Genomic DNA, 15,554 nt, shown 5'->3' with positions numbered 1-15,554 from the left:
CCTACATAATTTCTAGATAAATTTTACGAGCATCGTCTGGTGTTACTTCTCTCATATTATTGACAAGTAGTCTTTGAACTTCCATTCCAGCCTCTACTAATGCTTCTAGATCTTCCTTAGGCACATTAAAAGCTTTTAAACTAGTTGGAATTTCAAGTGTTTCCACTATGTTTTCTAATAAATCGATGATATATTTTGATTTTTCATTTACAGTTAGTTCTTCATTTGTTTCTTTTACAACTCGATCATATGCTTTAGCCAAAAGTTCTTTAATAACGGGCTCATTAAATTTCATAACTGGTGTTAGTAGAATGGCATTAGAAACACCATGAGCAATGTGATATTTTCCACCTAAAGGATAAGACAATGCATGAACCGCAGTAGTTCCTGAGGAAGTAATCGCTACCCCAGCATAGAAAGAACCTAATAACATCTTACGCTTAGCTTCAAGCGCATCTGGATTTGTGCAAGCTTCAATAATGTTATTTAAGATTAAATCTAGTGCCTCTAGTGCAAACGTATCACTGATTGGGTTTGCTTTTTTTGAAGTAAAACATTCGATAGCATGCGCTAGAGCATCAATACCTGTTGCTGCAGCAATAGATTTTGGCAAATTTTTAATCATGTTGCTTTCTAAAATCACATGGTCAGCAATTAATTCACCGTTTACAATCCCAACTTTTAAGTTTTTTTCAGGTACTCCTACAATGCTATTAGGAGTTGCTTCAGAGCCTGTACCGGCTGTGGTGGGAATCATTAATGATGATACTTGTTTTTTAGCTAATAACGGGTTCTCGAGTAAATCTTTTACCGTATAATCATCAGTGGATAACACTGATGCTAATTTGGCAATGTCCATAACACTTCCACCACCGACTCCAATGATAAAATCAGAGTTCAATGCTTTAAATTGGTCAATAACCTTTTGAGCTTCCGTGTAAGATGGCTCTGTTGGAATATCAGATAAGATTTCGTACTCGATATTATTTTTTTCTATAATACTGATAACTTCGTCTAGCAATCCAAGCTTGAATATTTCGTTACCTGTAAATATCGTGATTTTTTTTACACCATCTTTAATAATTGTATCTAGGTTTTGCATGGCATCTGGACCTGCAAATACATTGGTTGGCATTTTTAAATTATATTGATTTAACATAATATGCATCTCCTTTGTTACGAATCAATTCATTTAATTTAATAAATAGATCTTCATTACCCAATCCGCCAGACTTTGTAATGATATAATGTTTTTTATCTTCAAAATCGATACTTCCAAGAACAATTCCTGGGAATAATTCTTTCAGAGGTTTAATTTCGTTAATCCCTAATACTCTCATTGATTGATATAAAGTATCTCCTCCGGTAAATAATAAAGTTCTATTAATGTCACTTAACATAAGATTCTTTACTAAGTATCCGAGAGACTGCCCAATTCTAAATCTTAGTTCAGTTCTTTCTTCGGGTACTCCATTCACTTTATCTGCCGATATATTCCCATATGTTTCAAACATTAAAGGTTGGTCCATTTTTAAATATTGATTCATATCTTCTTGCCCTTTTACTGTATCCCAATATTGTTTATCCCAAAGTTGCTCCATCGTTAACGAGATTCTATCAAACCCGTTATTTTCGGCAAATGCAATTTGTTTTTTTGTTACTGGGTTCACGCTTCCACATACTATTAATAACGGGAAGTTAATATCATTTTGAGTTATAGTTCTTTTATTATAGATGATATTTGCTAATGCTTTACCAAACCCTGCACACCCCGCCGTTATGTTTAATGCATCGTTCATTAATAGCTCATGCCCTTGAGATAGCATCTCCTCATCGGAGTGACTTTCCATTAACAAAATTCTTTCTTCTTTCGGTGGAATTTTATATTTTTTTGTAATAGACGTTTTTAAATCTGCTTCTTTAAGTAGAAGAGATGGGATATGACTTTCCCTGACTGGTTCGTACGGATCTTGTCCAAAAACACTTTTACTTACTGGTATTGAATCTATATATAAGATTCCTTCGAAACTAAAGCGGTTTTGTTCTGGGTACGCCGGAATAAAAGGAATGGTTACACCTTCGAAGACATCACTCAAGGCTCTTAACTCAGAAGCAACATTTCCTCTTAATGCTGAATCAACTTTTTTAAATATATATTGAATATTTTCATCTTTGGCTTTTATGGCTATCTTCTTAATCACTTCGTGTGCTTCACATTTATTCAAATATCTTGTTTCAGTATTAAAAACCAGTACTTCTATTTGATCTGTAGTTTCCCAAAATTCGAACTCTAAATCAGAAGTCACTAAAGTATGAACACCGTAATTAGAGAACTGAACACCCGTATCAAGTGCTCCCGTAAAATCATCAGCCATTATTAGTACCCTTACCATTTGTTCACCACCTTAGTGCTTGATAATTAAATTATAAGGTGATACTGTGCATAAAAAAATCTGATAATTATTATTATTGTTACATTTTGAAACTATAGTAAAGAAAACGCTATCATTTTTCAGGAATTAGTGATAAATTGTTTAAAAATGAAACATTCAGGGGGGATAACTTTGCAACACATAACAAAAATCCTTGGTATCGCACCTTATGAAGAGTTAAGACATTCAATGGAAAATGTAGGATCCTTATTTTCTAATATTTCACTAAATACGTATACTGGTGATTTACATGAAGGAAAAAACCTGGCCTTGGAGATGATTCATAACGATTATGATATTGTTATATCCAGGGGAGGTACTGCTGACTTAATCAGGAAGAATATCTCTATACCCGTTATAGATGTTTCGATATCCGTATATGACATTTTAGGAGCGATCAAACTAGCAAAGAACTATACCTCCAAATTTGCTATTGTAGGTTATTCGAGTATTACTGAAACAGCTCATTTAATTTGTGACATATTAGACTATTCTATGGAAATATACACCATTGATGATTCTAGTGATCATTTAGGTCTACTAAAGTCATTGGAGAAAAAAGGGATTGAATTAGTGCTTTGTGATGCAATAACGAACAAACTCGCACTAGAAATTTCTTTAAATACGATTCTTATTACATCAGGAAGTGAAAGTATTAAACGTACTTATGAACAAGCAATAGAGTTAAATATGCACCTTCAAAAATTAAAATTACAAAATAACTTACTTACAGAAGCCATTGAAAAATTTAAAACTGACTGTTTAATTTTATCCAGTCAGTTTGAGTTGATTTATTCAAGTTTAGATTCCGAAACGAATGCCTCAATCTATAATTATTTGCTTAATAAAAAAGAGACGACCTCATTTACTCAATCACATACTTTTTATCATTCAGTAAACAACACCGTATATAACTTAAAAGTAAATCGTTCAAAAGAGAAAAATGATGTTTTTTATATTGTTATTGTGCAAAAATCTGTAACACCTATCATGAATTCTAAATTTGGTGTTACATATGAAGATAAGTCAGAAGTAGAAAAAAAATTAAATAATAATTTATATAAAAATCCGATTATCACAGATGATATTAACAATAAAATTAGACAAATGAATTCAAATAATTCGCCGATTATATTATTAGGAGAAAGAGGTACGGGGAAAGATATCGTATCTCAATGTGTATTCACCAGTCAGAAAAATAACAATCATACATTAGTAGCTATTAATTCGCACTTACTAAATGATGCCATGTGGAAACACCTTTTAAATACAAATAACGGTCCTTTCCTTGAATATGGTAATACAATCCAGTTTAATCATTTTGATAAAATTTCACATGAAAACTTTGAAAAGTTACTCACTATTATTGAATATACTAACTTACACGTAAATAACCGACTCATCTTTATTTGCGAAAAAACATCGGAAGGTCGTACATCAGAATTTTATAAAGAATTAATGAGCCGAATGAATTCGATAAGTTTTCTTCTACCTCCACTAAGAGAAAGAAGAAATGAACTATCGGCTATATTAACGATGTTTTTAAATAAGGTAAATATTGAAAACAATACGGATATTGTAGGGTACGAGCCTAGTGCCCTGACTGCTCTCTCACAATATAATTGGCCCGGTAATTTCAAACAGTTAAAGCAAGTTCTAACCGAACTAGTTTACTTAGCTAAATCGCTATATATAACTAGTAATACTGTCAACAGTATTTTGGGCAAACAACAAATGGTCGAAAATATGTCTAATTCAGAAGATGGAATGAACATTTTATTTAACAATAGCAAAACATTACATGAATTTAATTTGGATATAATCCAGCTAGTCCTTGATTATCATAACGACAACCAAACGTTAGCAGCTGAGCAGCTGGGCATCAGTCGAACGACGTTATGGAGATATTTAAATAAATAAAAATGCTTTTCTTAGCTGAAAAACCCGGAAAGTGATTTTTTCCCCAGTCTTTCAGCTTATGTCCTTACGATAAAATGATCGTCTTTAACCAAGCTTTTCAATATACAAATCCATTTATCTCCTCCCATCTAATACCGTATCCTATTCGTAATTAGTTGTTGTACGTGCCGCTGAGACAAGATGCCTTGCCCTTTTAATTATGACTTATCAGATGGAATAAAAAGAGGCTTCTCAAAAGTTTGAACAACTAATGAGAAGCCTCTTATATTTATACTGATGTTGCTATTTTGTTAGCAACTCTCTCTCAAGCCCCTGTATGTCAAGGGATTGAGCGGCTATTACATCATGCCGCCCATTCCACCCATGCCGCCCATGTCAGGCATTGCAGGTGCTCCGCCTTCTTCTGGCTTGTCAGCAACAACTGCTTCAGTTGTTAAGAACATAGCCGCTACAGAAGAAGCATTTTGAAGAGCTGAACGCGTTACTTTTGTTGGGTCAACGATACCAGTGTCTAGCATATTTACCCACTCGCCAGTTGCAGCGTTAAATCCAGTTCCAACAGCTTCGCCTTTTAGACGCTCAACGATTACTGATCCTTCTAAACCAGCGTTGTGAGCAATTTGGCGTACAGGCTCTTCAATCGCACGTAATACGATGTTGATACCTGTAGCAGTGTCACCATCAGCTTCGATGCTTGCTACTTTATTATAGATATTTACTAATGCAGTACCACCACCAGCTACGATACCTTCTTCAACCGCAGCACGCGTAGAGTTTAATGCATCTTCAATACGTAATTTACGTTCTTTTAACTCAGTTTCAGTTGCCGCACCAACTTTAATTACAGCTACGCCACCAGCAAGTTTTGCTAAGCGCTCTTGTAATTTTTCACGGTCAAACTCTGAAGTTGTTTCTTCAAGCTGAGCTTTGATTTGGTTTACGCGTGCTAGGATGTCTTCTGCGTTTCCTGCACCGTTTACAACTGTTGTATTTTCTTTTGTTACGACAATTTTAGAAGCGCGACCTAATTGATCGATGCTTGCTGTTTTTAAGTCAAGACCAAGCTCTTCAGTGATTACTTCTCCGCCTGTTAAGATCGCGACGTCTTGTAGCATTGCTTTACGACGATCACCGAAACCAGGAGCTTTAACAGCTACAGCTGTGAATGTACCACGAAGTTTGTTCACAACTAATGTTGCTAAAGCTTCGCCTTCTACGTCTTCAGCGATGATTAATAGAGGCTTGCCTTGTTGAACAACTTGCTCTAATACCGGTAAGATTTCTTGAATGTTACCGATTTTTTTGTCTGTGATTAAGATGTATGGATCATCTAATACAGCTTCCATTTTATCTGAATCAGTTACCATGTAAGGAGATGCATACCCACGGTCAAACTGCATACCTTCTACCACTTCTAATTCAGTTGTGAAACCTTTTGATTCTTCAAGTGTGATAACGCCGTCGTTACCAACGCGCTCCATTGCTTCAGCAATTAATTGACCTACTTCTTCGTCAGCTGCTGAGATAGCCGCTACTTGAGCAATTGAATCTTTACCTTGAATTGGTTTAGAGATTGCTTTTAGTTCTTCAACCGCTACAGCTACTGCTTTTTCCATACCTTTACGGATACCCATTGGGTTAGCACCAGCCGTTACGTTTTTAAGACCTTCTCTGATCATTGCTTGCGCTAAAACTGTTGCAGTAGTTGTACCGTCACCRGCAACGTCGTTTGTTTTGCTAGCAACTTCGGCTACTAATTTAGCACCCATATTTTCAAATGCGTCTTCTAATTCGATTTCTTTTGCAATTGTTACACCGTCATTTGTAATAAGCGGTGAACCGAATTTCTTTTCTAATACAACGTTACGACCTTTTGGTCCAAGCGTTACTTTTACAGCATTTGCTAATGTATCTACACCACGTAGCATTGCGCGACGTGCTTCTTCGCTAAATTTAATGTCTTTTGCCATGTTCTTTGACCTCCTCAAGATGTTCTTAATAATCTATTTTTTACGTATGATAAGTTTGTGGTTAACATTAGCCGATTACAGCTAAAATATCGCTTTCGCGTAAAATTAAGTATTCAGTACCTTCGTATTTCACTTCAGTACCCGCATATTTTGAGAAGATGATACGATCGCCCGCAGCTACTTCTAAAGCTACACGCTCACCGCTTTCTAATACTCGGCCTGTACCAACAGCAACAATTTTACCCTCTTGTGGCTTTTCTTTTGCACTGTCCGGTAACACGATACCGCTTGCTGTTTTTTCCTCAGATTTTACAAGTTCAATCACTACGCGATCACCTAATGGCTTTAACAAGTGAAACAACCTCCTCAAATAATATGTTTGCATTTTTATTAGCACTCAACCTCAACGAGTGCTAACACAATTATTATATTAAAACAAAGTGGGTTTTTTTTGCAAGTATTAAACAAAAAAAATTTAAAATTTACGAAAACTACATATAATAGTTTTAGATTTCGACGATTTTGAGAAATAAAGCATTCTTTTCTCTGTTCAATAATATGTATGTTACAATACGAGCAAGAAGAAATTACTAACTGTACAGTACTTCTTCGACATATATACATAAAAACCTTTTAAAGGAGTATAGAAGATTGGAAAAACGTTATTGGTATGTTATCCTCACCTACATCCTTATGCAGTTTTCAGGAGTTGTTGGTATACCGCTGTTAAAATTAACAGGAATGTTTGATCAATATCCAGTTCGAACAGCGAATGTCATGCTTTTGACTTATTGGACCATCATTAGCTTTATCCTTGGTTTACTTATTGTCTTACTGCTGCTGCGCCGTGATATGTCCATGCGTATAGAACATGCGGGAACAACGGTAACTGTGGTCTGGTCAGTCCTTGGGGTGTTCCTGGCTATGGCTGGTCAAGCTGTAGCAGGTATGATTGAGCACGCTCTTGGCATTACCCAAGTATCTGAAAACACACAAAATATTGTTAATCTTGTTAAAGCAACGCCGTTCCTCATTGTCGTTACGTCTGTTATTGGACCAATTCTAGAAGAGATTATTTTTCGAAAGATTATTTTCGGCTCTCTTCACAAACGATATAATTTCTTTGTCTCTGCATTTATTAGTTCCCTTATTTTCGCTGCCGTACACTGGGATTTTAAACATTTGCTCGTGTATACAGCCATGGGATTTGTATTTGCATTCCTTTATGCAAGAACAAAACTAATTATTGTACCCATTATTGCTCACGTGTTGATGAATACAATCGTTATTTTATCTCAAACTATTTTTGCAGATAAAATTATAGAAATGCAAAAGCAAGCAGAACAAATGAAGTTTATTTTTGGAGGCATGTTTTTATGAAGAATATCCCTTTAACACGAGGGTTTATTTATATTATTATGGGGGTTTTATTCACCTACCTGGCTATTCAAAATGCTCAGGAAACCGTGTGGAATTTCCCCACGATCTTATTTGCACTCGTAGCCGCGTTCGATTTCAGATTTGCGGTGCGCATTTTTATCTTGCACTATAAAATTAAAAAGTTGCAGCAGCAATATAAAAATCAAGATGATTCATCTAAATAAAAAAACCACTGAAACAGTGGTTTTTTTACATACTAACATCTTCTCTTTCTTGCTCTGCCCTTGCCTTTAACACTTTGCGATACGAAATGCGGGAAATAATGATGCTGATTTCATACAAAATTAAGAGCGGCACTGTCACCATCATGTGCGAGAGCAATTCTGGTGGTGTAATAAGTGCGGCAATAACTAGCAGTACGAAATAGGCATACTTTCGAATTTGAGATAAAAACATAGGCGTGATAATTCCTAATCGCGTCAAAAACATGACGACAACAGGAAGCTGAAACAACAGGCCAAAAGGCAGTGTGAGCTGCATTAAAAAAGAAAAGTATTCATTAATGCCAATCACTTGGTTTACATTCAGCTCATCAGAAACGCGCGTCATAAAATCGACGACAAATGGAAACAACACAAAATAAGAAAAAGAGACACCGCCGATAAAGAGAAAAATGGAAACAGGAATATATCCAAGCGTTACCTTACGCTCTTTTTCATATAAACCAGGACTAATAAATGCCCAAAGTTGATACAGTGCAACAGGAGCTGCAAGTACACAGCCGATAATAACAGCAAACTGCATATAAATCTTAACTGGATCTGTTAGCCTAAATGCATTCATCGTTAAATTTTTTGCCTCATCAGCATGCTGTAAATAGACAATAACCTTATCCGCTATAAAAAAGCCGCCAATTGTGGCAATGACAAAGAAAAATAAAACAATTAAAATGCGCTTTCGCAACTCTCCTATATGATCATATATTGACATTTCTTGTTCGGTCATACTATGATCACCCTTTTACTCTTTGTCATCTACTTGACGCTGTTTATCTTTTTCACGATCTTCTGAGGCACCGCTAGCGGCATGCTTAAACTCTCTAAGCGTTTGCCCGACTGATCTTCCTAGCTCCGGTAACCGTTTCGGTCCAAAAATAAGCAGTGCTACAATCGCAATAATAATCCAACTACCTGCTCCAATCCCCATATTCCCACTCTCCTTATTAATTTAGACTTAAGGAAATCGTAACACAGTCCATCTTATTCAACAGGATAATTTTTCAAAAAGTAGACAAGCGACTGTAATTCTACAGCCAGATCAATATGATGCAGTCGAATCTCATCCGGTACGTTTAAGCGTGCAGGAGTGAAGTTTAGAATCCCTTTAATTCCGCAACTCACTAAACGATCGGTAATTTGCTGAGCCACAGTGGCAGGAACGGTTAAAATCGCMACTGAGATATCATCACTCATATAATCTTCCAATTGGTCAAGGTGATAAACCGGCACGTCGCCTACTTTTGTACCGACTTTATCTTCTATCACATCAAAAGCGCACTCAATTTTGGTGTTATTATTTTTAATAAAATTATAATTTAAAAAGGCCGTTCCCAGATTCCCTACGCCAATCAGTGCTACTTTCGTTACTTCATCTTGGTCTAACGTTTTACGGAAAAATGTAAGTAAATAATTCACATTGTAGCCGTATCCCTTTTTCCCTAATGCTCCAAAGTAAGAAAAATCCCGGCGAATAGTAGCAGAATCAACTTTCACTGCCTCACTTAACTCCGCTGACGAAACACGCTGTTTACCAGAAGCATGCAAGTTTTTTAAAAAACGATAATAAAGCGGCAATCGTTTAGCCGTTGCTTGTGGTATTTTTAATTGTTCAGTGTTCACGTTGTACCCCCTCAGTTCATGTATGTCATTACTAACATTTTCAAGTCATATTGCATTACCTTTCACAAAGCCTCAACCGCCTTGAGGTAGCGCTTCCAATTCTCTCTCTTTTCTCTTGTTTTATATATACTCCACTTCACACCCCGACGCCTTTTGTCTATCCAGGAATACTTAAAGTCGGTAGCTAGAACGAAGCAATTAGCCCTTCAAAGGATCCGTTTGTTAGTCATGACGGATTTTCTACATCCATCATATATAAGTTCAGAGATGCACTTATCTCTTATTTTAACATAGTATCCTGTATAAAATGTGCAGGTAAAATCATTTTATTTCATGAATCAAAACATTCGCTTCATCATTTGTTCTTGTCCCTCTACAAATTACAAACGCTTGTAGGAAGAACTTGTAGTTGAAAATATGTTAAAATACACTATGGATATACTACTAGAGGTGAAAAAATGATTATTCTACAATTGAACGGTATTACAAAATACTATGGGGCAGAACCCATTTTATCGAATATAAAGTTAGAAGTACAATCAAAAGACCGCATTGCCCTAGTGGGACGAAACGGTGCAGGTAAATCAACTTTATTAAAAATTATTGCTGAGCAGCTTTCTTATGACAGCGGAGAAATTATTAAACCTAAAGGTGTTTCCATTGATTATATGGGACAAGATACAGTTCTTGAGTCAACACTCTCCATATGGGAAGAAATGATGACAGTCTTTGCTCCGTTAAAGAAGATGGAAAAAGAATTACGTACGCTTGAAACGAAGATGGGCGATCCAGACATTTTTAATGATTCAGTTCAATACGAAAAACTAACCAAAGAGTACGATCAGCTTCAAGTAACTTTCAAAGATTTAGGCGGCTATCAATATGAAGCGGATACACGATCTATTCTTCACGGTTTCCGTTTCTCAAACTTTGACTATAGCACCCCTATTTCCTCCTTGAGCGGTGGACAAAAAACGCGCTTGGCTCTTGCAAAACTGCTTTTAACAAAGCCAGACTTGCTTATTCTGGATGAGCCTACCAACCACTTAGATATTGAAACTTTAGCATGGCTGGAACAGTTTCTGCAAGGGTATGAAGGAGCTATTTTAATTGTTTCACACGATCGTTACTTCCTTGATAAGGTCGTAAATCAAGTGTATGAAGTCACACAAAAAACAACGGTCAAGTACACGGGCAACTACTCTAAATACCTTGTACAAAAAGCAGAGCGATATGAAAAAGAGTTGCGTCAGTACGAAAAGCAGCAAGATGRAGTCGCAAAACTGAATGATTTTATTCAACGAAACATCGCCCGCGCATCGACTACAAAACGTGCGCAAAGCAGACGTAAGCAGCTCGATCGAATGGAGTTAATAAATCGACCTAACGAAGGCGAAAAATCAGCTAGTTTTTCGTTTGAAATTGAGCGTCAAAGCGGAAATGAAGTCTTAAATCTCGAAAACGTGTCCATCGGATATGATGAAAACAAATATGTTGTCCAAGACGCAAACCTTCGGATTAAAAAAGGTGAAAGCCTTGCGTTGGTTGGTCCTAATGGAGTTGGGAAATCTACGTTATTAAAAGGTATTGTGGATAAACTAAGCTTCAAGACTGGAACCATTTCTTTTGGCTCAAACGTAATGGTTGGTTATTACGACCAAGAGCAAGCTAATTTAACGTCTAATAAAACTGTTTTAAATGAGCTTTGGGATGACTACCCATCCAAACCTGAAAAAGAAATTCGTACAGCGCTTGGAAATTTTCTGTTTTCAGGTGATGATGTACTGAAAATCGTTTCGACGCTTAGCGGTGGTGAAAAAGCACGTTTGGCTCTTGCGAAGCTTATGCTTCAAAAAGCTAATTTCTTAATTTTGGATGAACCTACTAACCATCTTGATTTAGATAGCAAACAAGTACTCGAGAATGCGTTAATTGATTACCCAGGGACTCTATTATTTGTTTCACATGACCGTTATTTTATTAATCGTATTGCAAACAAAATAGCAGAGCTATCTCCTGAAGGAGTAGAAGAATTTCTTGGAGATTATGACTATTATGTAGAAAAGAAAGCAGAAATAGAGGAAATCAAAGAATTAGAAAATATAAAAGCCAACGAAGAACGTACCGTAAAAGTAGATAAACAGTCTTATAAACAAGATAAAGAACAAAAGAAATTGATGAGGCAGCGAACGCGCCGAATTGAAGAAATTGAAACTGAAGTAAACAAATTAGAAGCCGCACAAGCGGAGAATGAAGAACTTCTTTGTAATCCTGAAATTTATCAAAACCACGAAGAAGTATCAAGATTAAACGTTGAAAATGAAAAAATTTCTTCACAGTTATCCACATTAATGGAAGAGTGGGAAGAATTACAGCTACTTCTAGAAGAATAGCCTATATTTTTTCGTATTTATTCACCCTATTTACTTGTTCGTGCGCTTTAGGACAAGCTTTATCCACTCTGTGAATAAATAGTGGATATCTGTCTGATTTTCATAATTAAAACTTGTTGATAACATGTCCGTGTACTGAGTGCACGGACTTTTCCACATAATTATCCACAGTCAATTCTAAATTTATTGAATATTGTTGATAAATCATTTTTATCCACAAAAAAGACGAATGAGAAATAAATCTCATTCGTCTCTTACTCTTCCAAGTCTAAACCGGGGTTTGCGTTTAATGACATATCTGAGCGTTTTCCTTGAGCAAATCGTACACTTGCCGCTGCTCCAATCATTGCGGCATTATCCGTGCATAGAGATAGCGGCGGGATAATAAGCTCAATGTTTGATAATGTTGCAAATGCTTCTTCTAGCGCTGCTCTAAGTCCTTTATTAGCAGCAACTCCTCCTGCTACTAACACTTGCTTAACCTTATATTCCTTTGCAGCTTTAACCGTTTTAGTTACTAACACATCAATAACACTCGCTTGAAAGCTAGCAGCAAGTGTTTGTGGAAGAATTTCTTCACCTTTTTGCTTCGCGTTGTGGACAGTGTTAATAACTGCTGATTTTAACCCACTGAAACTAAAATCATAGGATCCTTCTTCTAGCCAAGCACGCGGCAAATCAATTAATGGCTCTCCTTCATGTGCAAGGCGGTCAATATGAGGTCCGCCTGGATATGGAAGGTTTAACGTGCGGGCTACTTTATCGTAGGCTTCTCCTGCCGCATCATCTCTCGTTTCACCAATCACTTTAAACTGACCGTGACTTTCCATGTATACAAGCTCTGTATGCCCTCCAGATACAACTAGCGATAAAAGCGGGAATTCTAATTTTTTGATTAGCTGATTTGCATAAATATGTCCTGCAATATGATGAACACCTATTAATGGCTTTTGGTGTGCAAATGCTAGCGCTTTGGCTGCATTTACGCCAATAAGAAGTGCTCCCACAAGCCCAGGTCCTTCCGTTACAGCTATTGCATCAATATCTGCAAACGTCAAGTTCGCTTGATTTAAAGTTTCTTCAACTACTACCGTAATTTGTTCCACATGATGACGAGATGCAATCTCCGGTACGACACCGCCAAATCGTTTATGGCTTTCTATTTGTGATGCCACCACATTGGCTACAATTTCATGACCGTTTCGAATCACGGCCGCTGCTGTCTCATCACAGCTTGTTTCTAATGCTAAAATTAATTGATTTTCACTCATAAATTCACCCACATAACTAATGCATCCTCATTGTTATCAGAATAATAATTCTTACGAATACCTCCAGGTTTAAAACCTAGCTTTTGATACAATGATTGTGCAATATGATTAGATACCCTAACTTCTAATGTCATTGACACAGCACCTAGTTTTCGAAGAACGTCCATCACGTTGCGCAGCAGCAATTCACCGAGTCCCTTACCTCGGTAGTCTGGCAATAGGGCAATGTTGGTTACATGTGCTTCGTCAATAACAATCCACGTTCCGCAATACCCAATAATATTTTCTCCTTCTTCCATCACAATGTAAGTTGAAAATTGATTATTGGTTAACTCATTTTGAAACGCTTCTGAACTCCAAGGTGTCGTAAAAGACTTCTCTTCGATTTTCACTACTTGATCAATATCTTTAACTTCCATTAAACGAAACTTAATTGTTAGTTTCATGTTTATACCTTCTTTTATCCTTTTTGCTGTGAAGCAAGCCAGTTAGCTTCGGCTTCAGCTAAACGAATGTAGTTCGGAACAAAAGTATGCACAGACTGCGGCTCTTTCTTCATTCCTAAAAAAGCCAATTCACTTGGTCTTGGATTAAACTGCTGAACATGGGCAAATACAGCTTGTTTACCCAGCACTTCTTTTAACGCCTCTTCATGCATGGGAAGATCATTGCCTATGAATAAAATGGGTTTGTTGTATGACTTTAAATGTTCCGCCCAGTCCTTATTAATAACAAGTCGATCACTTTCAACTTCTAGAAGACCTCGTTCATTATTCCATTCATATAGTCCTGTATAAAGCTGTTGACGGCGCGCATCAAATAACGGAGCAATATACCCATCAAAATAGCGACCGTTTGCTGCTAGTGCTTCAAGGCTAGATACACCTATTAAAGGAATATTTAAAGTCCAAGCAAGTGTCTTGGCAATGGTAACGCCAATTCGTACACCTGTATAAGATCCGGGACCATGTGCCACTACAATACGGTCTAGCTCGCTTGGCGCAATATCACAATCCTTTAACAAAGATTCCACAGCGTTCATCACACGAACGGAGTGATTCTTTTTTAGATTCGTAATAATTTCTCCAATTACTTTGTTTTCTTCAACGACAGCAACACCCATGACAAAATTGGATGTATCAATGGCTAACATTTTCATCTTTTAAAAAGCTCCTTACATATTTCAACGTACCGACTGCCTATCGCTTTTACAAGGATTTTACGAGTCGTTTCGTTTTCATGATAAATATTGATTTGAATATATTCATTAGGAAGCTGCTCTTCAATCAGATGAGCCCACTCCACGACCGTCACGCCATCTCCTTCAAAATACTCATCGAACCCTAGGTCTTCAAATTCATCCCCTAGACGGTACACATCCATATGATAAAGAGGAAGGTGACCGCTTTTGTATTCTTTAATGATCGTAAATGTCGGACTATTCACATTGCGTTCAATTCCTAATCCTTTAGCTAAACTTTTTGTGAATGTTGTCTTTCCAGCTCCCAAATCGCCTTCAAGCAGCAGCACGTCACCAGCTTCTAATAAAGTTGCTAGACGAGCAGCCAGCTGATTAGTTTCATCAGGAGAGGTAGACATAAACGTAAATTCGTTAATCTCTGTCATTCATTCAGAACCTCATTTCAATCTGTATATATATATTGTAAACGTTGTGGACTATACATATCCAGTAAGAAATTCAACAATCTTTAACATCGCAATTCTATAAGGAAATTTCTTTGTATATAAAAAATTCCTTAGGATTGCTCCTAAGGACGGTAAAGTTTTATATAAAAATGGTTCAAACAATAAAAAAGACGAAACACATTGTTTCGTTTCTAAAACATGGCGGTCCCGACGGGAATCGAACCCGCGATCTCCTGCGTGACAGGCAGGCATGTTAACCGCTACACCACGGGACCATGTTGGTTGCGGGGACAGGATTTGAACCTGCGACCTTCGGGTTATGAGCCCGACGAGCTACCGAACTGCTCCACCCCGCGATGATAAAAAAGCAAAATAAAAATGCCYAGCGATGTCCTACTCTCACAGGGACAAAGTCCCAACTACCATYGGCGCTAAAGAGCTTAACTTCCGTGTTCGGTATGGRAACGGGTGTGACCTCTTYGCCATTATCACTAGACATTTTATATGAGATTGTTCTCTCAAAACTAGRTAACWGTTTRCTGAGTAAAGCTTAYGCTTTTAAAGTTTGGTTAAGTCCTCGATCGATTAGTATCAGTCAGCTACACATGTCGCCACGCTTCCACCTCTGACCTATCAACCAACC

The 15,554-nt window shown here is 37.0% G+C and carries 15 protein-coding genes, 2 tRNA genes and 1 rRNA gene; 4 read left to right on the top strand and 14 right to left on the bottom strand.

Annotated elements, in window-relative coordinates; genetic code table 11:
• Position 1: 1 nt before the first annotated feature.
• Positions 2-1,159, bottom strand: a complete 1,158-nt coding sequence (locus AC1DRF_RS04770; protein ID WP_034654828.1) for an iron-containing alcohol dehydrogenase — start codon at positions 1,157-1,159, stop codon at positions 2-4.
• Entirely contained in the window at positions 1,143-2,375 is a 1,233-nt protein-coding gene (locus AC1DRF_RS04765; RefSeq protein WP_477740387.1) for a four-carbon acid sugar kinase family protein, read from the bottom strand. The genes AC1DRF_RS04770 and AC1DRF_RS04765 overlap by 17 nt, the downstream gene beginning before the upstream one ends.
• 189 nt (positions 2,376-2,564) lie before the next feature.
• Here AC1DRF_RS04765 and AC1DRF_RS04760 point away from each other — a divergent pair, with 189 nt between their 5' ends.
• Positions 2,565-4,352, top strand: a complete 1,788-nt coding sequence (locus AC1DRF_RS04760; protein WP_477740386.1) for a PrpR N-terminal domain-containing protein — start codon at positions 2,565-2,567, stop codon at positions 4,350-4,352.
• Positions 4,353-4,690: 338 nt separating this feature from the next.
• Here the strand turns inward: AC1DRF_RS04760 and groL are convergent, their stop codons facing one another.
• Together groL and groES are read right to left on the bottom strand one after the other, a co-directional pair.
• Complete coding sequence (gene groL, locus AC1DRF_RS04755) at positions 4,691-6,322, bottom strand: chaperonin GroEL (RefSeq protein WP_013081432.1); 1,632 nt, start codon at positions 6,320-6,322, stop codon at positions 4,691-4,693.
• 67 nt (positions 6,323-6,389) lie between these two features.
• Positions 6,390-6,674: a co-chaperone GroES gene (groES, locus tag AC1DRF_RS04750; protein ID WP_013055026.1), complete on the bottom strand. Its 285-nt coding sequence runs from the start codon at positions 6,672-6,674 to the stop codon at positions 6,390-6,392.
• Positions 6,675-6,973: 299 nt separating this feature from the next.
• Between groES and AC1DRF_RS04745 the strand changes: the two genes are divergently transcribed.
• Both AC1DRF_RS04745 and AC1DRF_RS04740 read left to right on the top strand, forming a co-directional pair.
• On the top strand, positions 6,974-7,702 hold the full coding sequence (locus tag AC1DRF_RS04745; protein ID WP_477740385.1) for a lysostaphin resistance A-like protein: 729 nt from the start codon (positions 6,974-6,976) through the stop codon (positions 7,700-7,702).
• On the top strand, positions 7,699-7,926 hold the full coding sequence (locus AC1DRF_RS04740; RefSeq protein WP_043977171.1) for a YdiK family protein: 228 nt from the start codon (positions 7,699-7,701) through the stop codon (positions 7,924-7,926). The genes AC1DRF_RS04745 and AC1DRF_RS04740 overlap by 4 nt, the downstream gene beginning before the upstream one ends.
• Before the next feature lie 25 nt (positions 7,927-7,951).
• Here the strand turns inward: AC1DRF_RS04740 and tatC are convergent, their stop codons facing one another.
• Genes tatC through AC1DRF_RS04725 form a run of 3 tightly spaced genes read right to left on the bottom strand, consistent with a single transcriptional unit; the run spans position 7,952 to position 9,600 of the window.
• Positions 7,952-8,707, bottom strand: coding sequence for a twin-arginine translocase subunit TatC (gene tatC / locus AC1DRF_RS04735; protein ID WP_013055023.1), 756 nt, complete (start codon positions 8,705-8,707; stop codon positions 7,952-7,954).
• A gap of 15 nt (positions 8,708-8,722) precedes the next feature.
• Positions 8,723-8,908 carry a twin-arginine translocase TatA/TatE family subunit gene (tatA, locus tag AC1DRF_RS04730; protein WP_013055022.1) on the bottom strand — a complete coding sequence of 62 codons (186 nt, stop codon included), beginning with the start codon at positions 8,906-8,908 and terminating at the stop codon, positions 8,723-8,725.
• A 53-nt stretch (positions 8,909-8,961) separates the two neighbouring features.
• A complete protein-coding gene (locus AC1DRF_RS04725; RefSeq protein ID WP_028410376.1) occupies positions 8,962-9,600 on the bottom strand; it encodes a redox-sensing transcriptional repressor Rex in 639 nt (212 codons plus the stop codon).
• 458 nt (positions 9,601-10,058) lie between these two features.
• Between AC1DRF_RS04725 and AC1DRF_RS04720 the strand changes: the two genes are divergently transcribed.
• Positions 10,059-11,993, top strand: a complete 1,935-nt coding sequence (locus tag AC1DRF_RS04720) for an ABC-F family ATP-binding cassette domain-containing protein (protein WP_477740384.1) — start codon at positions 10,059-10,061, stop codon at positions 11,991-11,993.
• 254 nt (positions 11,994-12,247) lie between these two features.
• On the opposite strand, the gene tsaD is transcribed toward AC1DRF_RS04720, so the two are convergent.
• The 7 genes from tsaD to rrf form a co-directional block, all read right to left on the bottom strand.
• Complete coding sequence (tsaD, locus tag AC1DRF_RS04715) at positions 12,248-13,264, bottom strand: tRNA (adenosine(37)-N6)-threonylcarbamoyltransferase complex transferase subunit TsaD (RefSeq protein WP_427077113.1); 1,017 nt, start codon at positions 13,262-13,264, stop codon at positions 12,248-12,250.
• Positions 13,261-13,710: a ribosomal protein S18-alanine N-acetyltransferase gene (gene rimI / locus AC1DRF_RS04710; RefSeq protein WP_043977177.1), complete on the bottom strand. Its 450-nt coding sequence runs from the start codon at positions 13,708-13,710 to the stop codon at positions 13,261-13,263. Before rimI ends, tsaD begins: the two co-directional genes overlap by 4 nt.
• A 14-nt stretch (positions 13,711-13,724) precedes the next feature.
• Entirely contained in the window at positions 13,725-14,423 is a 699-nt protein-coding gene (tsaB, locus tag AC1DRF_RS04705) for a tRNA (adenosine(37)-N6)-threonylcarbamoyltransferase complex dimerization subunit type 1 TsaB (protein ID WP_043977179.1), read from the bottom strand.
• Positions 14,420-14,890 carry a tRNA (adenosine(37)-N6)-threonylcarbamoyltransferase complex ATPase subunit type 1 TsaE gene (tsaE, locus tag AC1DRF_RS04700; protein ID WP_193426032.1) on the bottom strand — a complete coding sequence of 157 codons (471 nt, stop codon included), beginning with the start codon at positions 14,888-14,890 and terminating at the stop codon, positions 14,420-14,422. The genes tsaB and tsaE overlap by 4 nt, the downstream gene beginning before the upstream one ends.
• A gap of 220 nt (positions 14,891-15,110) precedes the next feature.
• A tRNA-Asp gene (locus AC1DRF_RS04695) sits at positions 15,111-15,186 on the bottom strand.
• 4 nt (positions 15,187-15,190) lie between these two features.
• Positions 15,191-15,267: transfer RNA gene (locus tag AC1DRF_RS04690), tRNA-Met, on the bottom strand.
• A 24-nt stretch (positions 15,268-15,291) separates the two neighbouring features.
• Positions 15,292-15,407: ribosomal RNA gene (gene rrf / locus AC1DRF_RS04685) — 5S ribosomal RNA — on the bottom strand.
• Positions 15,408-15,554: the final 147 nt, after the last annotated feature.

The organism is Priestia sp. P5_B4, from assembly GCF_056400385.1.
The sequence above is the reverse complement of the archived record's forward strand: the minus strand, read 5'-3'. Positions and strand labels throughout refer to the sequence as shown.